This is a genomic window from Pseudomonas oryzagri (assembly GCF_020831405.1).
Taxonomy (GTDB): Bacteria; Pseudomonadota; Gammaproteobacteria; order Pseudomonadales; family Pseudomonadaceae; genus Geopseudomonas; species Geopseudomonas oryzagri.
In genome coordinates, this window is record NZ_JAJHPU010000036.1 from 13,963 (window position 1) to 35,731 (window position 21,769).

The 21,769-nt window shown below is 68.3% G+C and carries 21 protein-coding genes and 2 tRNA genes; 9 read left to right on the forward strand and 14 right to left on the reverse strand.

Features of this window, described 5'->3' with window-relative positions:
- Nucleotides 1-71: 71 nt before the first annotated feature.
- Nucleotides 72-503, reverse strand: a complete 432-nt coding sequence (locus LMJ29_RS12260; protein WP_229605808.1) for an Lrp/AsnC family transcriptional regulator — start codon at nt 501-503, stop codon at nt 72-74.
- 157 nt (nt 504-660) lie between these two features.
- On the opposite strand from LMJ29_RS12260, the gene rocF reads away from it, so the two are divergent.
- Nucleotides 661-1,608: an arginase gene (rocF, locus tag LMJ29_RS12265; RefSeq protein ID WP_229605809.1), complete on the forward strand. Its 948-nt coding sequence runs from the start codon at nt 661-663 to the stop codon at nt 1,606-1,608.
- A 165-nt stretch (nt 1,609-1,773) separates the two neighbouring features.
- Here the strand turns inward: rocF and ctlX are convergent, their stop codons facing one another.
- The 11 genes from ctlX to LMJ29_RS12320 all read right to left on the reverse strand — a co-directional run bounded on the left by ctlX (nt 1,774) and on the right by LMJ29_RS12320 (nt 11,264).
- Nucleotides 1,774-2,691 carry a citrulline utilization hydrolase CtlX gene (gene ctlX / locus LMJ29_RS12270; protein ID WP_229605810.1) on the reverse strand — a complete coding sequence of 306 codons (918 nt, stop codon included), beginning with the start codon at nt 2,689-2,691 and terminating at the stop codon, nt 1,774-1,776.
- A gap of 299 nt (nt 2,692-2,990) precedes the next feature.
- Nucleotides 2,991-4,037: an ornithine cyclodeaminase gene (locus tag LMJ29_RS12275; RefSeq protein WP_229605811.1), complete on the reverse strand. Its 1,047-nt coding sequence runs from the start codon at nt 4,035-4,037 to the stop codon at nt 2,991-2,993.
- A 288-nt stretch (nt 4,038-4,325) separates the two neighbouring features.
- Entirely contained in the window at nt 4,326-5,426 is a 1,101-nt protein-coding gene (gene ychF / locus LMJ29_RS12280; protein ID WP_229605812.1) for a redox-regulated ATPase YchF, read from the reverse strand.
- Between the two features lie 44 nt (nt 5,427-5,470).
- On the reverse strand, nt 5,471-6,055 hold the full coding sequence (gene pth / locus LMJ29_RS12285; RefSeq protein ID WP_229605813.1) for an aminoacyl-tRNA hydrolase: 585 nt from the start codon (nt 6,053-6,055) through the stop codon (nt 5,471-5,473).
- 34 nt (nt 6,056-6,089) lie between these two features.
- On the reverse strand, nt 6,090-6,677 hold the full coding sequence (locus LMJ29_RS12290) for a 50S ribosomal protein L25/general stress protein Ctc (RefSeq protein WP_229605814.1): 588 nt from the start codon (nt 6,675-6,677) through the stop codon (nt 6,090-6,092).
- Between the two features lie 106 nt (nt 6,678-6,783).
- Nucleotides 6,784-7,725, reverse strand: coding sequence for a ribose-phosphate pyrophosphokinase (locus LMJ29_RS12295; RefSeq protein ID WP_229605815.1), 942 nt, complete (start codon nt 7,723-7,725; stop codon nt 6,784-6,786).
- Nucleotides 7,726-7,821: 96 nt separating this feature from the next.
- Nucleotides 7,822-7,896: transfer RNA gene (locus tag LMJ29_RS12300), tRNA-Gln, on the reverse strand.
- 50 nt (nt 7,897-7,946) lie between these two features.
- Nucleotides 7,947-8,021: transfer RNA gene (locus LMJ29_RS12305), tRNA-Gln, on the reverse strand.
- An 18-nt stretch (nt 8,022-8,039) separates the two neighbouring features.
- A complete protein-coding gene (gene ispE, locus LMJ29_RS12310) occupies nt 8,040-8,906 on the reverse strand; it encodes a 4-(cytidine 5'-diphospho)-2-C-methyl-D-erythritol kinase (protein WP_090351734.1) in 867 nt (288 codons plus the stop codon).
- A gap of 22 nt (nt 8,907-8,928) precedes the next feature.
- Nucleotides 8,929-9,543: a lipoprotein insertase outer membrane protein LolB gene (gene lolB / locus LMJ29_RS12315; protein ID WP_229605816.1), complete on the reverse strand. Its 615-nt coding sequence runs from the start codon at nt 9,541-9,543 to the stop codon at nt 8,929-8,931.
- Nucleotides 9,540-11,264: a tetratricopeptide repeat protein gene (locus LMJ29_RS12320; protein ID WP_229605817.1), complete on the reverse strand. Its 1,725-nt coding sequence runs from the start codon at nt 11,262-11,264 to the stop codon at nt 9,540-9,542. The genes lolB and LMJ29_RS12320 overlap by 4 nt, the downstream gene beginning before the upstream one ends.
- A gap of 167 nt (nt 11,265-11,431) precedes the next feature.
- Here LMJ29_RS12320 and hemA point away from each other — a divergent pair, with 167 nt between their 5' ends.
- From hemA to LMJ29_RS12350, 6 genes are all read left to right on the forward strand, one after another.
- Complete coding sequence (gene hemA, locus LMJ29_RS12325; protein ID WP_229605818.1) at nt 11,432-12,697, forward strand: glutamyl-tRNA reductase; 1,266 nt, start codon at nt 11,432-11,434, stop codon at nt 12,695-12,697.
- Between the two features lie 55 nt (nt 12,698-12,752).
- Complete coding sequence (gene prfA, locus LMJ29_RS12330; RefSeq protein WP_229605819.1) at nt 12,753-13,835, forward strand: peptide chain release factor 1; 1,083 nt, start codon at nt 12,753-12,755, stop codon at nt 13,833-13,835.
- A 112-nt stretch (nt 13,836-13,947) separates the two neighbouring features.
- Nucleotides 13,948-14,808 (forward strand): peptide chain release factor N(5)-glutamine methyltransferase, encoded by an 861-nt coding sequence (prmC, locus tag LMJ29_RS12335; RefSeq protein WP_229605820.1) that lies wholly within the window; start codon nt 13,948-13,950, stop codon nt 14,806-14,808.
- Nucleotides 14,798-15,553 carry a molybdopterin-synthase adenylyltransferase MoeB gene (locus LMJ29_RS12340; protein ID WP_229605821.1) on the forward strand — a complete coding sequence of 252 codons (756 nt, stop codon included), beginning with the start codon at nt 14,798-14,800 and terminating at the stop codon, nt 15,551-15,553. Before prmC ends, LMJ29_RS12340 begins: the two co-directional genes overlap by 11 nt.
- The gene (murI, locus tag LMJ29_RS12345) at nt 15,546-16,340 is read left to right on the forward strand and encodes a glutamate racemase (RefSeq protein WP_229605822.1); all 795 of its coding nucleotides are present in this window, start codon (nt 15,546-15,548) and stop codon (nt 16,338-16,340) included. Before LMJ29_RS12340 ends, murI begins: the two co-directional genes overlap by 8 nt.
- Before the next feature lie 133 nt (nt 16,341-16,473).
- Nucleotides 16,474-16,989, forward strand: coding sequence for an acyloxyacyl hydrolase (locus tag LMJ29_RS12350; RefSeq protein ID WP_229605823.1), 516 nt, complete (start codon nt 16,474-16,476; stop codon nt 16,987-16,989).
- Between the two features lie 156 nt (nt 16,990-17,145).
- Here the strand turns inward: LMJ29_RS12350 and LMJ29_RS12355 are convergent, their stop codons facing one another.
- A complete protein-coding gene (locus LMJ29_RS12355) occupies nt 17,146-18,132 on the reverse strand; it encodes an NAD(P)/FAD-dependent oxidoreductase (protein WP_229605824.1) in 987 nt (328 codons plus the stop codon).
- Between the two features lie 195 nt (nt 18,133-18,327).
- On the opposite strand from LMJ29_RS12355, the gene LMJ29_RS12360 reads away from it, so the two are divergent.
- Nucleotides 18,328-19,230, forward strand: a complete 903-nt coding sequence (locus LMJ29_RS12360) for a TIGR01777 family oxidoreductase (RefSeq protein WP_229605825.1) — start codon at nt 18,328-18,330, stop codon at nt 19,228-19,230.
- A gap of 11 nt (nt 19,231-19,241) precedes the next feature.
- Nucleotides 19,242-20,267, forward strand: a complete 1,026-nt coding sequence (hemH, locus tag LMJ29_RS12365) for a ferrochelatase (RefSeq protein ID WP_229605826.1) — start codon at nt 19,242-19,244, stop codon at nt 20,265-20,267.
- A gap of 127 nt (nt 20,268-20,394) precedes the next feature.
- Here the strand turns inward: hemH and LMJ29_RS12370 are convergent, their stop codons facing one another.
- On the reverse strand, nt 20,395-21,723 hold the full coding sequence (locus LMJ29_RS12370; RefSeq protein WP_229605827.1) for a lytic murein transglycosylase: 1,329 nt from the start codon (nt 21,721-21,723) through the stop codon (nt 20,395-20,397).
- Between the last annotated feature and the right edge of the window lie 46 nt (nt 21,724-21,769).

Sequence of the window (21,769 nt, forward strand, 5' to 3'; positions counted from 1 at the left end):
GACTGGCGGCTTTTATGTCCTCGCGCCGCCCGGTTGTCGCAAATCTGTACGCCGGCAGGGGAACGACCGCCTCACTTGTAGGCGGCCAGCAGCAGGTTGCTTTCCGAGTTGGCGACTCCCTTGAGAGCACGCAGCTCGCGCAGCACCCGGTCGAACTCGCTGAGGGTCTGGGTATGGATTTCCGCCACCAGGTCCCAGCGGCCGTTGGTGGTATGCACCTGCACCACCTCGGGGATCTGCCGCAGGGCGGCGATCACCGCGTCGCTGGCGCCGCCGCGCAGCTCGATCATGGTGATGGCGCGCACGCCGATGTTCTCCAGCTCGTTGCGCAGCTTGATGGTGAAGCCGACCAGCAGACCGGAGCGCTGCAGGCGGTCGATGCGGTTCTGCACGGTGCCGCGCGACACCTTGAGGCGCTCGGCCAGGGCGGCGGTGGAGGCGCGGCCGTCCTCGCGCAGCAGGGCCAGCAGGCGGCGGTCGAGGTCATCGGGTTGGTCGGACATGGGCGTCACCGGGCATGGAAAGGGCTTTGGGCAAACTGCCAGTCGATTCTATCATTCTGCTTTATTGTGGTGTGCAAAATGTAATTTATCTATCTTTCTGCTAGGCGTGCTCTTTCTTAAAATTGTCCGACCGTTTCACTCAGTCGGAGTCGCCATCGTGTCTGCCTTGCCTGTCCCGTCCCCCCTGCCCAAGATCGTCAGCCTGGTCGGCGCCCCCACCGATGTCGGTGCCGGCGCCCGCGGCGCCTCGATGGGGCCCGAGGCCCTGCGCGTCGCCGGCCTGGAGCGCGCGCTGCGCGAGCGCGGTTTCCACGTGCTCGACCGCGGCAACCTCAGCGGCCCGGCCAATCCCTGGCTGCCGCCGCGGCAGGGCTACCGTCACCTGGCGGAGGTGATCGCCTGGAACCAGGCGGTGCACGACGCCATCTACGCCGAGCTGCGCGAGGAGCGCCTGCCGATCCTGCTCGGCGGCGACCACTGCCTGGGCGTCGGCTCGATCAGCGCGGTGGCCCGCCATTGCCGCGACACCGGCAAGAAGCTGCGCATCATCTGGCTGGACGCCCACGCCGACTTCAATACTTCGGATCTCACCCCGTCGGGCAACCTGCACGGCATGCCGGTCGCCTGCCTGTGCGGCGATGGCCCGCGGGAGCTGGTGGAGATGGCCGGTCAGGTTCCGGCGATCCAGCCCCAGTGGATCCGCCAGGTGGGCATCCGCAGCGTCGACGAGGGCGAGCGCGTGCGCGTCCACGAGGCGGGCCTCGAGGTGATGGACATGCGCTACCTCGACGAGGTCGGCATGCGCGCGGCCATGCAGCAGGCCCTGGCCGACCTCGACGAGGACACCCACCTGCACGTCAGCTTCGACGTCGACTTCCTCGATCCGGAGATCGCCCCCGGCGTCGGCACCACGGTGCCCGGCGGGCCGAGCTACCGCGAGGCGCAGCTGTGCATGGAGATGATCGCCGACACCGGCCTGTTGCGCTCGCTGGACATCGTCGAGCTCAACCCGGCGCTGGACCACTGCAACCGCACCGCCCGGGTGGCGGTGGAGCTGACCGAGAGCCTGTTCGGCAAGTCGACGCTGATGCGCGCCGCGCGCTGATTCCCTATTCTGCGGCCATGCCACAACGACCGAGACCGCCATAGGGCGGTCTCGGTCGTTTGCATGCCGGTGGTGCGTCGCTGATGCGCACCGCTTGCCCGGAGCCTCCCTGCTCCGGATGGTAAGACACCTCGGTTCGGTGTCGGCGTGGCTATCGGCAATGCGTCAATGACGCGTGGGCAGATGGACTTCCGCCAGCATGCAGCGCGCGCTGCCGCCGCCGATGCATTCGATGGTGTCGATGTTCACCACCACCGGGCGGGCGTGCCGCTCGATCAACCGGCGCTGCGCCGCAGCGAGCGACTGCCAGGCGTTGCGCGACATCACCAGCAGCGGCTGGCCGTCCTTGTTGTGCAGCTCCAGCATGTTGCCGGCGAAGCCTTCCAGCTGGGCCCAGTCCAGGGGCAGGATGTCCTTGCCGGTGTCGCGCAGCTGGCGTTCGAGCTGCAGCCGCTCGTCGTCGTCGCGTACGGCCTGCAGGCAGACGATGGCCAGGCTGCGGCCGACGCTCATCATCACGTTGCTGTGATAGATGGGCGCGCCGCCGCGGTCCACGGCATGGAAGGCGCACAGGCGGTAGTCCAGGCGCTCGGCGAACTGGCGCAGTGCACTGGCGTGGGTGCGTCCGGAGTAGCAGGCGTAGCTGATGCGGTGTTCGCGATCCAGCACCATGCTGCCGGTGCCTTCGAGGAACAGCCCCTGTTCCTCCAGGGGGCTGAGATCGATGGTCTCGCTGATCCGGAAGTGGCGGTCGAGCGCCTCGAGCACGCCCTTGCGGCGCTCGAGGCGGCGGTTCGCGCCCTCCATCGGGTAGACCACCAGCCGGCCGTCGGCATGGCTGCTCCAGCAGTTGTTGGGGAAGATGGAATCGGGGGTGTGCGGCGCCGGACTGTCCTGCACCACCAGTACGTCCACCCCTGCGCCGCGCAGGGTCGCGACGTAGCCGTCGAATTCTTCCAGGGCTCTGGCCTGGGCCTCCGCGGGCTCCAGCAGGGCCTGCTGGAAGAGGTTGTTAGCGGCGGTGTCGGGGTTGAAGGCGAACCCGGCGGGGCGAATCATCAGCACGGTATCGGTGGTTTGCATGGGGCATCATCCGGTGGTTGGCGATGATCCATTGTCGGCCCGCGACCGCAGCGATCCCGGCTGATCTGCTGGTTCGGCTCAGCCTGGAGCGCCGAATGATTTGGGGGCGCAGCCGATTCAGTTGCCGCTCGGACGCGGCTCCTGCGGGGCCGGGAGCGGCTTGCCGGCTCCGCGCGACCAGGCATGCGCGGGCTTGGCGCAGTGACTGTGACGGGGGCGGCAGTCCAGGGACGAGCGTGGGCGAGAAACGGCAAGACGCCCCGGGCCGTGGGGCGCGGGGCGTCTTGTGTCGGGAGCGATCAGGCGCGCTTGAGCAGCGGCTGTTCGGCGCCCTCGGCGAGCAGGGCGAACAGGTTCTTCGGATCGCGCGGGCTGGGCACCAACTCGATCAGGCTGCCGATGTTCAGGCGCTCGGCGACGTCGCGCACGTAGCGCAGAGCCGAGTAGTCCTCGAGAGCGAAGCCCACCGAGTCGAACAGGGTGACTTCCGTCTCGCTGCGGCGGCCGGCAGCGGCGCCGCTCAGCACCTGCCACAGCTCGGTGGTCGGCGAGCCGGCCGGCAGCTGCTGGATCTCGCCCTCGATGCGGCTCTGCGGCTCGTACTCGACGAACACGCTGGCCGTCTCGACGATGCTGCGGTGCAGCTCGGTCTTGCCCGGGCAGTCGCCGCCCACGCCGTTGAGGTGCATGCCCGGCTCGATCATCTCCGGGGTGAGGATGGTGGCGTTGGTCTTGTCGGCGGTCACCGTGGTGACGATGTCGGCGCCGCGCACCGCCTCGGCGGTGGACTCGGCGATGATCACCTTGATGCCCGGGAAACCGGCCAGGTTGCGCGCCAGCTTGCGGGAGGCGTGCGGGTCGACGTCGTACAGGCGGATCTCGTCGATGCCGAGGATGCTGTGGAAGGCGATGGCCTGGAACTCGCTCTGCGAGCCGTTGCCGATCAGCGCCATGCTGCGCGCGTTCTTGCGCGCCAGCACACTGGCGGCCAGCACCGAGGTGGCGGCGGTGCGCAGGGCGGTGGTCAGGGTCAGTTCGCTGAGCAGCACCGGCTTGCCGGTGGCGACGTCGCCGAGGGCGCCGAAGGCCATCACGGTGAGCATGCCGTCGCGGGTGTTCTTCGGATGCCCGTTGACGTACTTGAATGCGTACAGCGCGGCATCGGACACCGGCATCAGCTCGATCACGCCGTCGGCCGAGTGGTTGGCCACACGCGCGCACTTCTCGAACTCCGGCCAGCGCAGGTAGTCCTGGCGCAGGTACTCGGTCATCTCGGCCAGGCAGGTGGTCAGGCCTTGGCGGGCAACCAGGCGGCTCAGGTCGTTGACGTCGATATAGCGGGTCATCTTGTTGTTCCTCTAGGCTATCGGCTCGGGCGGCCAGCGGCGCGGGGGCCTGGTTCTGGCTCGCTGCCAGGCCGCGATGTGCGTCTGGCGATGCCGCTATTGTCTGCCTGCGGAGCCGACAATCCCGGCTGAACTGCCGACGTCGCCCAGCCTGGAAAGCTGAAGCGCGGGGCGCGACAGCCGATTCTGCTGTCGGTGCGCGAGCCCGGAGGGGGCAGAGGGGGGGATGATCTCGCCAGAAAGCACAAGCCCCGCACGGGGCGGGGCTTGTCGGCAAGCGGGGGAGGCTTACACGTTGAAGCGGAAGTGCATGACGTCGCCATCCTTGACGATGTAGTCCTTGCCTTCCAGACGCCACTTGCCGGCTTCCTTGGCGCCGGCTTCGCCCTTGTACTGGATGAAGTCGTCGTAGGCGATGACTTCGGCGCGGATGAAGCCCTTCTCGAAGTCGGTGTGGATCACGGCGGCGGCCTGCGGTGCGGTGGCGCCGACCTTGACGGTCCAGGCGCGCACTTCCTTGACCCCGGCGGTGAAGTAGGTCTGCAGGTTGAGCAGCTGGTAGCCGGCGCGGATCACGCGGTTGAGGCCCGGCTCGTCCATGCCCATCGACTCGAGGAACATCTGCTTTTCCTCGTCCTCGTCGAGCTCGGCGATCTCCGCCTCGATCTTGTTGCACACCGGCACCACGATGGCGCCTTCTTCCTCGGCGATGGCCTTGACCACGTCGAGGTGCGGGTTGTTCTCGAAGCCGTCCTCGGCGACGTTGGCGATGTACATCACCGGCTTGCTGGTCAGCAGGTGGAAGCCGCGGATGATCAGCTTCTGCTCGGCATCCATGTTCTTCATCAGCGAGCGCGCCGGCTTGCCTTCGCTGAAGTGCGGGATCAGCTGCTCGAGGATGGCCTTCTGTGCCAGGGCTTCCTTGTCGCCGCCCTTGGCGTTGCGGGTGACCTTCTGCAGCTGCTTCTCGCAGCTGTCGAGGTCGGCGAAGATCAGCTCGAGGTCGATGATCTCGATGTCGCGCTTGGGATCGACCGAGTTGGACACGTGAATCACGTTCTCGTCCTCGAAGCAGCGCACCACGTGGGCGATGGCGTCGGTCTCGCGGATATTGGCGAGGAACTTGTTGCCCAGGCCCTCACCCTTGGAGGCACCGGCGACCAGGCCGGCGATGTCGACGAACTCCATGGTGGTCGGCAGCACGCGCTCGGGCTTGACGATCGCGGCCAGGGCGTCGAGGCGGGAGTCGGGCATCGGCACGATGCCGCTGTTCGGCTCGATGGTGCAGAACGGGAAGTTCTCCGCGGCGATGCCGGACTTGGTCAGGGCGTTGAACAGGGTGGACTTGCCGACGTTGGGCAGGCCGACGATGCCGCAGTTGAATCCCATGGTGTATCCCTCGCGGAGATGAATTCGGTCGTGAAGAGAAGGCGTCAGGCTTTCTGGCTGTGCAGCTTCTGCATGGCCTTGGTCCAGTCGCCGGCGAGCATTTCCGGCAGCACGTCGAGGGCGAAGTCGATGCTCGCCTCGAGCTTTTCCTGTTCGCTGCGCGGGGCCCGGCCGAGGACGAAGCCGGAGACGAGGTTCTTGTCGCCGGGGTGGCCGATGCCGAGCCGCAGGCGATAGAAGGAATTCTGGTTGCCGGACTGGGCGATGATGTCGCGCAGGCCGTTGTGCCCGCCGTGGCCGCCGCCCTGCTTGAGCTTGGCGGTGCCGGGAGGCATGTCGAGTTCGTCGTGGGCCACCAGGATGGCTGCCGGCGGAATGCGGAAGAAGTTCGCCAGCGCCGCCACGGACTGGCCGCTGCGGTTCATGTAGGTGGTGGGGATCAGCAGACGGACGTCGCGACCCTGATGGCTGAACTTGCCGACCAGGCCGAAGTACTTCTTGTCGGCGGCGAGGTTGACGCCCAGCTTGCGGGCCAGCTCCTCGACGAAAAGAGCCCCTGCGTTGTGCCGGGTCTGCTCGTATTCCGGACCGGGGTTACCGAGGCCGACGATCAGTTGGATGGCAGTCACGACAGGGGCTCTCTTGGTTCAGTCAACGAGTGACTTATTCGCCTTGCACGCGGGAAGCGTGGATGTTGGCGATAGCCAGGTCGTTGCCGTGGGCCAGGGCCACCAGCTCGACGCCAGCCGGAACGGTCAGGTCGGACAGGTGCACGGTCTGACCGAGGGCGACCTTGGCCAGGTCGACTTCGATGAACTCCGGCAGATCCTTCGGCAGGCAGGAGACTTCCACTTCGGACATGGTGTGGGAGACTTCGCCACCCTGCAGCTTCACGGCATCAGCGGTTTCGGCGTTGATGAAGTGCAGCGGTACGGTGGTGGTCAGCTTGTGGTCGGCCACGGCGCGCAGGAAGTCGGCGTGCACCACGAAGCCTTTGGCCGGATGGCGCTGCAGGGCCTTGATCAGCACGGTCTCGGTGCTGCCACCGACGTTCAGGGTGATCACGTGGCTGTAGGCAGCCTCGTTCTCCAGCAGCTTGGCGACGTCCTTGGCCAGCAGGCTGACGGACAGCGGAGCCTTGTCGCCACCGTAGACAACGGCGGGAACCAGGTTGGCGTTACGACGCAGGCGGCGGCTCGCACCTTTCCCCAGGTCGGAACGCACTTCGGCATTCAGGGCAAAATCGGTCATTGCATTTCTCCAAAATGACAACGCGCCCGAGACGCTTGCGACCAGCGTTCGGGCGGTTGGCTGAATGCCCCGCGCAGGGCGGGGCGGTTGTATCGGCGCCCGTTCCTTAGCGGAACATGGCGCTGATGGATTCCTCGTTGCTGATGCGACGCACGGCTTCGGCGACCACCGGACCGATGTCCAGCTGGCGGATACGCTCGCAGGCCTGGGCGGCGGCGGACAGCGGGATGGTGTTGGTCACCACCAGGGCGTCCAGCACGGAGTTCTCGATGTTCTCGATGGCACGGCCCGACAGCACCGGGTGGGTGCAGTAGGCGTACACCTTGGCTGCACCGTGCTTCTTCAGCGCGGTGGCGGCATGGCACAGGGTGCCGGCGGTATCGACCATGTCGTCGACCAGGATGCAGGTGCGGCCTTCCACGTCGCCGATGATGTGCATCACCTCGGACTGGTTGGCCTTCGGGCGACGCTTGTCGATGATCGCCAGGTCGACACCCAGGCTCTTGGCCACGGCGCGGGCACGGACCACACCGCCGATGTCCGGGGAGACGATCATCAGGTTTTCGAAACGCTGATCCTGGATGTCGTCGACCAGCACCGGGGAGCCGTAGATGTTGTCCACCGGGATGTCGAAGAAGCCCTGGATCTGGTCGGCGTGCAGGTCGACGGTGAGCACGCGGTCGACGCCGACCACGGTCAGCATGTCGGCCACCACCTTGGCGCTGATCGCCACGCGGGCGGAACGCGGACGGCGGTCCTGGCGGGCATAGCCGAAGTAGGGGATGACCGCGGTGATGCGGCTGGCCGAGGAGCGGCGGAAGGCGTCGGCCATCACCACCAGCTCCATCAGGTTGTCGTTGGTCGGCGCGCAGGTCGGCTGGATCAGGAACACGTCCTTGCCGCGCACGTTCTCGTTGATTTCGACGCTGATTTCGCCGTCGGAGAACTTGCCTACGGAAACGTCACCGAGGGGAATGTGCAGCTGACGCACGACACGGCGGGCGAGATCGGGGTTGGCGTTCCCCGTGAAGACCATCATCTTGGACACGCGCAGTACCTGCCGACTGAGGGTAGACCTGACGAACAAAAAACCTTTGTGACCTCGCGGTCTCCACCGCAAAACCACAAAGGTTTTTCTGGAATATGGCAGGGGCGGCTGGATTCGAACCAACGCATGGCAGGATCAAAACCTGCTGCCTTACCGCTTGGCGACGCCCCTGTGGCGTATAAACAACTGCTGACTGGCTGCGTATAACCTCAAGGAGGTTATGGCAGGGGCGGCTGGATTCGAACCAACGCATGGCAGGATCAAAACCTGCTGCCTTACCGCTTGGCGACGCCCCTGTATCGTACAACCCAGTGCTATGCACTCACTTCCCTTGCCAGCTCTTCGAGCTTGCGGTGCAACATCGAAACGTTGCGCCCCTGGGCTACGAAGCTTGGCAGTGTGGCCGGAAGCTGGCGCGAAACTTTATCAGCCTCGTCGCGGTTTGGGAAGCTCCCAAACACACAAGCTCCGGTGCCGGTCATTCTTGCGGGAACAAATTTGTTCAGCAAGTTCAAGGCGTTACGAACTGCAGGGTAACGCTGCTCGACCACCGGCTGGCAGTCGTTACGACCGCCCCCTGCGGGAAGGCCGCAAACTCTAATGGCCGGGGTATCGCGTGTCAACTCCGGCGCAGAGAAAATTTCTGCTGTGCTGACAGACACTTGCGGCACTGCGACGAGAAACCAGGGTTCCTCCAGGGCAACCGGCACCAGTTGCTCGCCGACGCCGCCGGCGAAGGCGGCGCGGCCGCGCACGAACACCGGGACGTCGGCGCCGAGTTCGAGGCCGAGCGCGGCCAGGCGGTCGAGATCGAAGCCCAGTTGCCAAAGGCGGTCGAGGCCGAGCAGGGTGGTGGCGGCGTCCGAGCTGCCGCCGCCGATGCCGCCGCCCATGGGCAGGCGCTTGTCCAGCCAGATGTCGGCGCCCAGCGGCGTGCCGGCGGCCTGCTGCAGGCGGCGGGCGGCGCGCACGATCAGGTTGCTGTCGTGGGGCACCCCCGCGACCTCGGTGTGCAGGCGGATTTCGCCGTCCGCACGAAGTCGGAAGCCCAGCTGGTCGCCGTGGTCGAGGAACTGGAACACCGTCTGCAGCTCGTGGTAGCCGTCGGGGCGGCGGCCGAGGATGTGCAGGAACAGGTTGAGCTTGGCCGGGGCCGGCAGGATCAGGGTGGCGTCGTGCATGTCGGTCATGGGCAGGTGGCGATCACAGGCCGAGGCGGCGCGGCAGCCACTCCTTGATCACCAAGGTGATGTCGAGGTCCTCGCCGGACAGCTTGAGCCGCTGCGGCAGCCAGAAGCCGCCCTGCTGCCGATAGTCGGCGTATTCGACCCGCCAGCCGTCCTGTTCGAGGCGCGCCAGGCGGCTGTCGGCGTCGAGGGTCAGCTGGCTCTTGCTGTCCGGCGCCGGCAGGCCGCGCACCCACCACAGCAGGTGGGAGACCGGCAGGCGCCAGCCGAGCTGTTCTTCCAGCAGCGCCTCGGGGGAGGCGGCCTGGTAGCGGCCCTGGTTGGCCACCTCGAGGAGGATGTCGCCCTCGCGCCCGGTCAGCCGGGTGGCGCCGCGGCCCAGCGGGCCGGACAAGCGGATGTCGTAGTAGTCGCGGCGCTGCAGCCAGAACAGCACGCCGCTGCCCGAATCCTGCGGCGCGCGGATGCCGACCTTGCCGTTGATCTGCCAGCCGTCGATGGCGGCGACCTCGGCCTTGTGCTGGCGCCAGGCGCGGGGGTCGCCCTGGCCGCCGAGATCCTCGCGCGGCGTCAGGCCGGTGCAGCCGGCGAGCAGCAGCAGGCCGGCGAGCAGCAGGTGCTGCAGCTTCACGGGTTCACCTTGCCGGTCAGGCGCTTGAGGGTGCCGCGCAGGATGGCGCTGTCCGGGGTGTCGGCCAGCGCGCTGCGCCACACCTCGCGCGCTTCGTCCTGCTTGCCGGCGGCCCACAGCACTTCGCCGAGGTGGGCGGCGACCTCGTGGTCGGGCATCAGCTTGAAGGCCCGGCGCAGCAGTTCCTCGGCCGCCGCCAGGTTGCCCTGGCGGTAGTTGACCCAGCCGAGGCTGTCGAGGATCGCCGGGTCGTCGGGGTTCAGCGCGTAGGCTTTTTCGATCAGCGCGCGCGCTTCGGCGTAGCGGGTGGTGCGGTCGGCCAGGGTATAGCCGAGGGCGTTGAGCGCCATGCTGTTGTTCGGCTCGCGGCCCAGGATGACGCGCAGGTCGCGTTCCAGACTGGCCAGGTCGCCGCGCTTCTCGGCCAGCATGGCGCGGGTGTAGAGCAGGTTGAGATCGTCGGGGTAGCGCTGCAGCGCTTCGCCCATCACCTGCCAGGCGTCGCCCAGGCGTTCCTGGTTGGTCAGGCTCTCGATTTCGATCAGGTACAGCTGCAGGGCGACGTCCGGCTGGCTCTCGCGGGCGCTGGCCAGCAGGCGACGGGCCTCGGCGGCCTGCCCGGCCTTGACCAGCAGGGCGGTGCGGCGCACCTGCGCCGGCAGGTACTCGTCGCCCGGGCCGACCGCGGCATACTGCTCCAGCGCGGCATTGGCGTCGTTCTCCTCCTCGGCGAGCCGGCCGAGCTGGAAGTGGGCGGTATCGCTGTGGGCGTCGCGCTCGATCAGCGTCTGCAACTGCGTGCGGGCTTCGTCGCGCTCCTTGGCTTCCAGGTTGATCAGCGCCAGCGAAAGGCGCATATCGTCGTCCTCGGGGTAGCGGCGCAGCAGCTCGGCGAACTGCTCGCGGGCGGCCTCCAGCTGGTTCTGCTCGAGCAGCTGGCGGGCGTAGGCCAGGCGCAGGCGCTTGTCGTCCGGATGGCGGCGTACCCCGTCCTTGAGCAGCGGCAGCACCTCCTCTTCGCGATCCAGGCTGGCCAGCAGGCGAGCGCGCAGCAGCAGCGGGGCGACCTCGTTGCTGCCGGCCGGATGGTCTTCCAGGCTGGCCAGGGCTTCGGCGTTGCGACCGTCCTGCTGCAACAGCACGGCGCGGCCGAACAGCAGCTGGGCGTTATCCGGATAGCGCTCGAGCAGGCGCTCGAAGCTCTGGCGCAGGCCGGTGCGGGTTTCCGGATCGGTCTGGGCGGCGGTCAGGGCGAGGAAATCGAAGTGGGTATCGCCCTGGGCATTGAGCACCTGCTCCATGTAGCGCATGGCCTCGTCCTGGCGGCCGGCGCGGGCCAGCTGGAGGGCGGCGATGCGCTGGGCGTCGAGGTTGGTCGGGGCGTTGTCGGCCCAGATCAGCGCGGCGTCCAGGGCGGCGTCGTCGGCGCCGACGTACTCGGCGATGCGGTAGGCGCGCTCGGCCACCGCCGGGTCGCCGGTGGCCTGGGCCTGTTCCATGTAGTTGGCCAGGGCGATGTCGTAGCGCTCGCGCTGGCCGGCCAGCTCGGCCGCCAGCAGGCTGTACAGGGTGTCCGGGCTGAACGAGGCGCTGGGCACGGCCGCCGGCTGCGCCGCGGGCGCGCTGGTGGCGGGCGGCGTCTGGTCGGGGGCGGTGGAAGGCAGGATCTGGCACCCCCCCAGCAAGGTCAGGGTGGTCAGCAGCGCAAGGGATTTGTTCATGGCAGGCATACGCGGGTTCACCGGCAGGTCGGGCAATCATGACACAAGCGCCCGGTCAATCCCATGGGCGCCGAGGAGCCTCGTCAGCGGGGCGGCGGCGAGGCAGTTGTCCTGCATCGGCCTACGTAGGACAATTGTCCGCTTTCAGGTTACCCAAGCATCCCCGCATGGCTTTTCTTGCCCTCGGCATCAACCATAAAACCGCAACGGTGGCGGTCCGCGAGCGCGTGGCCTTCGGCCCCGAGCAGCTGGTCGACGCCTTGCAGCAGCTGTGCCGGGTCACGCCCTGTCGCGAAGCGGCGATCCTCTCCACCTGCAACCGCAGCGAGCTGTACCTGGCGCTGGACGAGGCCACCGCCGAGGCGATCCTCGCCTGGCTGGCCGGCTATCACGGCCTCAACCTGGACGAGCTGCGCGCCTGCGCCTACATCCACCAGGACGATGACGCCGTGCGCCACATGATGCGCGTGGCCTGCGGACTGGACTCGATGATCCTCGGCGAGCCGCAGATCCTCGGCCAGATGAAGGACGCCTACGCCACCGCGCGCGAGGCCGGCACCCTGGGGCCGCTGCTCGGCCGCCTGTTCCAGGCCACCTTCAGCACCGCCAAGACCGTGCGCACCGACACCCGCATCGGCGAGAACCCGGTGTCGGTGGCCTTCGCCGCGGTGAGCCTGGCCAAGCAGATCTTCAGCGATCTGCAGCGCAGTCAGGCATTGCTGATCGGCGCCGGCGAGACCATCGCCCTGGTCGCCCGCCACCTGCACGAGCAGGGAGTCAAGCGCATCGTGGTGGCCAACCGCACCCTCGAGCGCGCCAGCGCGCTGGCCGGCGAGGTGGGCGGGCATGCCGTGCTGCTCTCGGCGATCCCCGAGGAGCTGGTCAACAGCGACATCGTCATTAGCTCCACCGCCAGCCCGCTGCCGATCCTCGGCAAGGGCGCGGTGGAAAGCGCGCTGAAGAAGCGCAAGCACCGCCCGGTGTTCATGGTCGACATCGCCGTGCCGCGCGACATCGAGCCCGAAGTCGGCGAACTGGACGACGTCTACCTGTACACCGTCGACGACCTCCACGAGGTGATCGCCGAGAACCTGCGCAACCGTCAGGATGCCGCGCGCGCCGCCGAGGAGCTGGTGGTCACCGGGGTCGGCGAATTCATGCTGCGCCTGCGCGAGCGCGACAGCCTCGACCTGCTGCGCAGCTATCGGCAGCGCGCCGAGCAGCTGCGCGACGACGAACTGGCCAAGGCGCTGCGCCTGCTTGGCAACGGCACGCCGGCCGAGGAAGCGCTGGCCCAGCTGGCGCGCGGGTTGACCAACAAGCTGCTGCACGCGCCCAGCGTGCAACTGAAGAAGTTTTCCGCCGCCGGCCGCCAGGATGCGCTGGCCGTGGCCCAGGAACTGCTCGACCTCGAAGGCGAGCAGCATCGCTAACGCCCCGCGTGCCGCGGCCAATCCGCCGCGCACCCGCCATGGTGAAACCGCACCGATGAAAGCCTCGCTGCTGAACAAGCTCGACACCCTGCAGGACCGCTTCGAGGAGCTGACCGCGTTGCTCGGCGACGCCGAGGTGATCTGCGATCAGACGAAGTTCCGCGCCTATTCGCGCGAGTACGCCGAGATCGAGCCGGTGATCGCGGCCTTCCGCGCCTTCCGCAAGGTGCAGGACGACCTCGAGGGCGCCCAGGCGCTGCTCAAGGACAGCGACCCCGACCTGCGTGCCATGGCCGAGGAGGAAGTAGCCGTGGCCAAAGCCCAGCTCGAGGAGCTGGAGGGCAACCTGCAGCGCATGCTGCTGCCCCGGGACCCCAACGACGGCCGCAACGTGTTCCTCGAGATCCGCGCCGGCACCGGCGGCGACGAGGCGGCGATCTTCTCCGGCGACCTGTTCCGCATGTACTCGCGCTATGCCGAGAAGCAGGGCTGGCGCGTCGAGATCCTCTCCGAGAACGAGGGCGAGCACGGCGGCTACAAGGAGGTGATCGCCCGCGTCGAGGGCGACAACGTCTACGCCCGGCTCAAGTTCGAGTCCGGCGCGCACCGCGTGCAGCGCGTGCCGGAAACCGAGTCGCAGGGTCGCATTCACACCTCGGCCTGCACCGTGGCGGTGCTGCCCGAGCCCGACGAGCAGGCAGCCATCGAGATCAACCCGGCCGACCTGCGCATCGACACCTATCGCGCCTCCGGCGCCGGTGGCCAGCACGTCAACAAGACCGAGTCGGCGATCCGCATCACCCACATCCCCTCGGGCATCGTGGTCGAGTGCCAGGAGGAGCGTTCGCAGCACAAGAACCGCGCCAAGGCCATGGCCTGGCTGGCGGCCAAGCTGCAGGATCAGCAGGAGGCCGCCGCGCACAAGGAGATCTCCGAGACCCGCAAGCTGCTGGTCGGCTCCGGCGATCGTTCCGAGCGCATCCGCACCTACAACTTCCCGCAGGGGCGGGTCACCGACCACCGTATCAACCTGACCCTCTACTCGCTGGGCGAGGTCATGGGCGGCGCGGTGGAGCAGGTGATCGAGCCGCTGCGTCACGAATACCAGGCCGACCAACTGGCCGCGCTGGGCGATTGATCCCGCCGGTGGAAAACCCGCACAGCGGTTTTCCACCGTGATGTCCGTGGTGGGCGACGCGGCGCGTTGTCCACCCTAGATTCGAACGCGCCTCCCCCGGAGAACGCCGCTGATGCCCACCATCGAAGCCCTGCTCGCGTCTGCCGAGCTGCCCGATTCGCCGAGCGCCCGCCTGGACGCCGAGCTGCTGCTCGCCCACGTGCTCGGCAAGCCGCGCAGTTACCTGCGCACCTGGCCGGAGCGGGAGCCTTCCGCCGAGCAGTGTGCGGCCTTCGCCGCGTTGCTGGCGCGCCGCCGCAGCGGCGAGCCGGTCGCCTACCTGCTCGGCCGCCAGGGCTTCTGGAGCCTGGAGCTGGAGGTGGCGCCGCATACCCTGATTCCCCGTCCGGACACCGAACTGCTGGTGGAGAACGCGCTGGCGCTGGGCCCGGCCGGCCCGGCGCGGGTGCTCGATCTGGGCACCGGTACGGGCGCCATCGCCTTGGCGCTGGCCTGCGAGCGGCCGGCCTGGCAGCTGCTGGGCGTCGATCGCGTGGCCGAGGCTGTCAGGCTGGCCGAGCGCAATCGTGATCGTCTCAAGCTGGACAACGTCCGCTTCCTGGAAAGCCTGTGGTTCGCCGCGCTGGCTGGCGAGCGCTTTGCGCTGATCGTCGGCAACCCACCCTACATCGCCGCCGACGACCCGCACCTCGTTCAGGGCGACGTGCGTTTCGAGCCGGCCAGCGCGCTGGTGGCCGGACGCGATGGCCTGGACGATATCCGCGAGATAGTCGCGCAGGCACCCGCGCATCTCGAAGCCGGTGGCTGGCTGCTGCTGGAGCACGGCTTCGACCAGGCCGCGGTGGTGCGTGCGCTGTTCGCCGCCCGCGGCTTCACCGCGGTGGACAGCCGGCGCGATCTGGGCGGCCACGAACGCATCACCCTCGGCCGCTGGCCGGGCGAGCCCGGACAAGGAGAACCTCATGCTGAGTGACGACGAGCTGCTGCGCTACAGCCGGCAGATCCTCCTGCCGCAGATCGACATCGACGGCCAGCTGCGCATCCAGGCCGGTCGGGTGCTGGTGATCGGCCTCGGCGGCCTCGGTTCGCCGGTGGCGCTGTACCTGGCCGCTGCCGGGGTCGGCGAGCTGCACCTGGCCGACTTCGACAGCGTCGATCTCACCAACCTGCAGCGCCAGGTGATCCACGACAGCCAGAGCGTCGGCCAGGGCAAGGTCGACTCGGCCATGGCGCGCCTGGCCGCGCTCAATCCGCATGTGCACTTGGTGCCGCTGCGCCAGGCGCTGGACGCCGACAGCCTGGCCGCCGCCGTGGCCGCGGTAGACGTGGTGGTCGACTGCTGCGACAACTTCGCCACCCGTACGGCGGTCAACGCTGCCTGCGTGGCCAGCGGCACGCCGCTGGTGTCCGGGGCGGCGATCCGCCTGGAAGGCCAGCTGTCGGTGTTCGATCCGCGCGATGCGCAGAGCCCCTGTTACCACTGCCTGTACGGGGCCGGCAGCGAGGAAGAGCTGACCTGCAGCGAGGCCGGCGTGGTCGGCCCGCTGGTCGGCCTGGTCGGCAGCCTGCAGGCGCTGGAAACCCTCAAGCTGCTGGCCGGCTTCGGCACCCCGCTGGTCGGCCGTCTGCTGCTGGTCGATGCGCTGGGCAGCCGCTTCCGCGAGCTGCGCGTCAAGCGCGACCCGCAGTGCGCCGTCTGCGGTACGCGGCATGAGTAGCGAGGCGCCGGTCGGCGTATTCGACTCCGGGGTGGGCGGCCTGTCGGTGCTCGGCGAAATCCGCGCGCGCCTGCCCAACGAGTCGCTGCTGTATGTCGCCGACAGTGGGCACGTGCCCTACGGCGAGAAAAGTCCCGACTACATCCGCGCGCGCTGCCGGCAGATCGCCGACTTCCTCCTCGAGCGGGGCGCCAAGGCGCTGGTGGTGGCCTGCAATACCGCCACCGTGGCGGCGGTGGCGGAGCTGCGCGAGCGTCATCCCGGACTGCCCATCGTCGGCATGGAACCGGCGGTCAAGCCGGCGGCGGCGGCCACCCGCAGCGGCGTGGTCGGCGTGCTGGCCACCACCGGCACGCTGAAGAGCGCCAAGTTCGCCGCCCTGCTGGACCGCTTCGCAGGCGACGTGCGGGTGCTCACCCAGCCCTGTCCGGGGTTGGTCGAGTGTGTCGAGCAGGGCGCGCTGCTGGCCCCGCAGGCCCGTGCGCTGCTGGAGTCCTACGTGCGGCCGCTGCTGGCCGAGGGCTGCGACACCCTGATCCTCGGCTGCACCCACTATCCCTTCCTCAAGCCGCTGCTGCGTCAGCTGGTGCCGGTCGAAGTCGAGCTGATCGATACCGGCGCGGCGGTGGCGCGCCAGCTCGAGCGCCTGCTCGGCGAGCGCGATCTGCTGGCGCAGGGGCCGGCGCAGCCGGCGCGCTTCTGGTCCAGCAGCGGGCCGGCCGCTCTGGCGCGGGTGCTGCCGGTACTGTGGGGAGAGCCGGCCGCCGTCGCCGGGCTGGGCTGCTGAGTACGCCCTATGTTCACCCCGACGAACGGTTCCTATACTGCAAGTCAGCGGGTGCCGTCGCTCGGGGGAGACTGGTCGGAAATGCCGGGCGAACGCTCCTTTCGCGCAGAACGATAACAAGGAGTTGTTCATCATGAAGCGATTGCTGAGCAGCGCTGCAGTCATGACATTGACCTTCGGCGCGATTGCGCCGGCCAGTGCCTGGGATGTGACCCTCGCCGCCGGGGTGACCCGCGAGTCCACCGAGGTGGTGCGTCTGGGGTTGCAGCGCGATTTCGAGCGCAGCTGGTGGCAGAGCCCCAGCGGCCGGCTGACCGGCTACTGGGATGGTGGCTACACCTACTGGTTCGGCGAACAGTCGGCCAGCAGCCACAGCTTGTCGGTGGCGCCGGTATTCGTCTACGAGTTCGCCGGCGCGACGCTGCGACCCTACATCGAGGCCGGCATCGGCGTGGCGCTGTTCTCCAGCACCGAGCACGAGAGCCACGACCTCAGCACCGCCTTCCAGTTCGAGGACCGGCTGGGCTTCGGCCTGCGCTTCGCCGGCCAGGAAATCGGCCTGCGCGCCATCCACTACTCCAACGCCGGGATCAAGAATCCCAACGAAGGCGCGGAGACCTACACCCTGCACTACCGCACCGCGTTCTGAGCCGGGCACGCTCAACAAAAAGCCGGGGATTCCCCGGCTGTGCCTGTGCTGCGTGCGGTGGGCGGATGCGATTGCCCGCGGGAGCGAGGCAATCCCGCACGGATGGGGCGCGGTTTGATCAGGCTCCCTGGCGAAGCGTGTCCGCGCCGCGGGTCTTCAGGCCGCGTGCTCGAGCAGGCGGCGAGCCACTTCCTGGCCGCTGAGCCAGGCGCCCTCGACCCGGCCGGACAGGCACCAGTCGCCACAGGCATACAGGCCGAGGTCGGCGTCGGCCAGCGCGCCCCACTGGTGGGCGTGCGCCGGGCGACCATAGAGCCAGCGGTGCGCCAGGCTGAAATCGGCTTCCGGCACGGCGCAGCCGATCAGCTCGGCGAAGGCGCAGCGCAGTTGTTCGATCACCGACTCGCGCGGCAGGTCAAGGTGCTGGCGGCTCCACGGGTTGCTGGCGTGCAGCACCCAGACGTCCGGTTCGGTCGCGCGGCCGGGCTTGCTGCGGTTGCGCGACACCCAGTCGAGCGGGCTGTCCTGCACGAAGCAACCCTCCACCGCGGTGTCCAGCGGCTTGTTGAAGGCCAGCCCCACGGCCCACACCGGATCCATCACCGCGTTGGCCACGGTGGCGGCGAGCTTGGGCGCGGCGGAGAGCAGGGCAGTGGCTTGCGGCGCGGGGGTGGCGACGATCACCTTGCTGAAGGGACCGTAGCTCTGTCCGTCGGAGTCTTGCAGGTGCCAATGCTGCTCGCCACGGAACACCTCGGTGATGCGGCAGGCGAAGGTGATCGGCAGCTCGCCGAGCAAGTTGCGGGTGAGCGCGCTCATGCGCGGCACGCCGATGAAACGCAGCTGGGTGTCGGGCGAAGGGGTCAGTTCGCCGGCCTGGGACTGGTACAGGGCCGGCTTCCATTCGGCCAGCCAACCGTTGGCCTGCCACTGCTGTACGGTTTCCACGAAGCGGCGGTCGCGGGCGGTGAAGTATTGTGCGCCGAGGTCGAGGTCGCCGGCTTCTGTACGCCGGCTCGACATGCGTCCGCCGCTGCCGCGGCTCTTGTCGAACAAATGCACGGCTAACCCCGCCGCCGCGAGGGCGTTGGCCGCGGAAAGCCCGGCCATGCCGCTGCCGATAATGGCGATGGGAGTGTTCATGACGTCACCTCTATTGCTGGGACTTCAGGCTAATCCTTGGACGCGACTTATACAATGCCTAGAATCTGTACAAAACTTCCTGGTCCACTCCAGCCATGAACCCGGCCTCTTCGCAGGCTACTGCTGGCTGGCCGGTAATTCCAGTGTGGACCAGACTCTGAACTGACGCTTGCAGGTAGAGAAGGAGATACAGTCGTGCGCATTCTGCTGACCGGCGGTACCGGACTGATCGGGCGGGCACTGTGCCGCCACTGGACGGCCGCAGGACACGAGCTGCTGGTATGGAGTCGTAACCCCGCCAAGGTGGCTGCGGTGTGCAGCGGCGCGCGAGGCATCGGTCGTCTCGAGGAGCTGGATGACGCGGCGCCACTGGATGCGGTGATCAACCTAGCCGGAACGCCCATCGCCGACCGGCCGTGGACTGCCGCGCGGCGACGCCTGCTGTGGGAAAGTCGGGTGACCCTGACCCGTAAATTGGTCGACTGGCTGGCCGCCCGACCGGCCAAGCCGCGGGTGTTGCTGTCCGGCTCGGCGGTCGGCTGGTACGGCGACGGCGGCGAGCGGCGGCTCACCGAAGAGAGCCCGGCGGGACGCGAGGACTTCGCCAGCGATCTGTGTTCCGCCTGGGAGGCGGCGGCGCTGCAGGCCGAGGAGTTCGGCATCCGCGTGGTACTGATCCGCACCGCGCCGGTGCTGGCGCGCGAGGGCGGCATGCTGGGGCGCCTGTTGCCGCCGTTCCGCTTGGGCCTGGGAGGGCGCCTGGGCAGCGGCCGGCAATGGATGCCGTGGATCCATATAGATGACGAGGTCGGCCTGATCGATTTTCTCCTGCAGCACGAGGAGTGCCGCGGTCCCTATAATGCCTGCGCGCCGAACCCAGTGCGCAACGCCGAGTTCACCCGCATCCTGGCGCGTGTGCTGCACCGTCCGGCGCTGCTGCCGGCGCCGGCCTACATGCTGCGCCTGGTATTCGGCGAGATGGCCGGCCTGCTGCTCGGCGGCCAGCATCTGCAGCCGCAGCGCACGCTGGAGGCTGGCTACCAATTTCGTTTTCCCCACCTGGAGACGGCCCTGTCCGATCTGCTGGGTTCTCACTGACAAGGACATTCATGACCGATCACGCGCTGCTGCTGGTCAACCTCGGTTCGCCAGCCTCCACCGCGGTGGCCGACGTGCGTCGCTACCTCAACCAGTTCCTGATGGACCCGCATGTCGTCGACCTGCCCTGGCCGCTGCGCCGGCTGCTGGTGGGGCTGATCCTCGTCAGGCGCCCGGCCGCCTCGGCCGAGGCCTATCGCTCGATCTGGTGGGAAGAGGGCTCGCCGCTATTGGTGCTCGGCCGGCGCCTGCAAGCCAAGGTGGCCGAGCGCTGGTCGCACGGTCCAGTGGAACTGGCGATGCGCTATGGCGAGCCTTCCATCGATGGCGCTCTGCAACGCCTGGCCGGTGCCGGCGTGCGCCGCGTGACCGTGGTGCCGCTGTATCCGCAGTTTGCCGACAGTACCGTGACCACCGTGCTCGAGGAGGTCCGCCGGGTGCTGCAAAGCCGTCAGCTCAGGCTGGAGACGGACGTTCTGCCGCCTTTCTACGACCAGCCCGAATACCTCGATGCGCTGGCGGCCAGCGCCGCGCCCTATCTCGAGCAGGGTTTTGACCACGTGCTGCTCAGCTACCACGGCCTGCCCGAGCGCCACCTGCACAAGAGCGACCCCACCGGCAGCCACTGCCTGCGGAGCGCCGACTGCTGTCAGCGAGCCAGCGGCGCCCTGCTCGCCAGCTGCTATCGCGCCCAGTGTCTGCGCACCAGCAGCGGCCTGGTCGAGCGTACCGGGCTGGGCGAGGGACAGTGGTCGGTGTCCTTCCAGTCGCGGCTGGGGCGGGCCAAGTGGATCGAGCCCTACACCGAGGCGGCGCTCGAGGAACTGGCTGCCCGGGGAGTGAAGAAGCTGCTGGTGCTCTGCCCCGCCTTCGTCGCCGATTGCATCGAAACCCTCGAGGAGATCGGCGAGCGCGGACGCGAGCAGTTCCGCGAGGCAGGAGGTCAGGAGTTGGTGCTGGTGCCCTGTCTCAACGACCAGCCGCAATGGGTGGAGGCGCTGGTGCGCCTGTGCGAGCGAATGCCGCAGGCGATCTGATCAAGCAAGCCAATAGGGCGTCCACGGGTCTTGTCGGGGCGAATTCCTTCGCCTCGCAAAACCCGTGGGCGAATGAATTCGCCTCTACAGTGGAGCCCTTGATCCGCGGGTCACCTTGTCGTCCGGCTCAGGGTTGCTGGCGCAACTGTTCGAGCAGGCGATGGTTGGGATAACCGTCGGCCGGCCAGCCCAGTTGCTGCTGGCTGGCGCGTACCGCGCGGCGAGTGTTGGCACCAATGATGCCGTCCGGCGTGCCGGGGTCGAAGCCGCGCTGCGCCAGGCGTTCCTGCAGTTCGATGCGTTCGCTGCGCGACAGCGGCCGCTCGCCGCGCGGCCAGCCGGCGAGGACCTGGCCGCCGCCGCTGAAGCGTTCGCCGAGCAGGCTGATGGCCAGGGCGTAGGCGGTGGAATTGTTGTACTTGAGGATGGTGCGGAAGTTGTCCTGGACCAGGAACGCCGGGCCGAGGTGGCCAGCCGGCAGCAGCAGGGTTGCACTCTGCATGTGGGCGGCCTCTACCTGGGCGTTCTCCGCCAGCGGGCGGATGCCCAGCTGCAGCCATTCGCCGACCGTCTTGCGGGTATCCGGGTCGGCCAGCGCATAGTCGAAGCCTTGGGGCAGACGCACTTCCATGCCCCAACTCTGGCCCGGCTGCCAGCCGGAGGCGCGCAGGTAGTTGGCGGTCGAAGCCAGCGCATCGGCGGTGGAGTCCCAGATGTCGCGGCGGCCGTCGCCGTCGAAGTCCACCGCATGGCGCTGGTAGGTGGTCGGAATGAACTGGGTCTGGCCCATCGCTCCCGCCCAGGAGCCCAGCATGCGCTGCGGCTGCACGTCGCCGTGCTCGAGGATGCTGAGCGCGGCGAGCAGTTGATCCTGGGCGAACTGCGGGCGGCGTCCCTCGTGGGCGAGGGTGGCCAGCGAGCGGATCACGTTCATGTTGCCCATGTTGCTGCCGAAGTTGCTTTCCATGCCCCACACCGCCACCAGGGTATGCCGCTCGACTCCGTAGCGCCGCTCGATGGCGCCCAGGGTGGCGGCATGCTCGTCGAGCAACTGCTGGCCTTTGACCACGCGCTGCGGCGAAACGGCGCTGTCGAGGTATTCCCACACCGGGCGGGCGAACTCGGGCTGGCTGCTGTCGGCGCGGATCACCGCCGGGTCGGGACTGATGCCGGCGAAGGCGCGCTCGAAAGTGTCGGCACCGATGCCGGCGGCCAGGGCGATGCGACGGAAGTCCTCGCGCCACTGACTGAAGCTGCGCGGCATGGCCGCCGGTGAGGCGAGCGGCTCGACGGCGGGCCTGGCGGCGGGAGTAGCGGTCGCCAGCATCGGCGCCGCGTGCACGGCACGGTTGGCGGGCGGCTCGGCGCAGGCACTGAGCTGGACCAGTGCCAGCAGCAGGGCGCTACTGCCGAACAGGCGCCGACGCAACCGACGCCCTGCGGACGGATAGGGCATAACGACTTCCACGGTAAAGCAAAACAAGGGGCAACCTTAACATGCA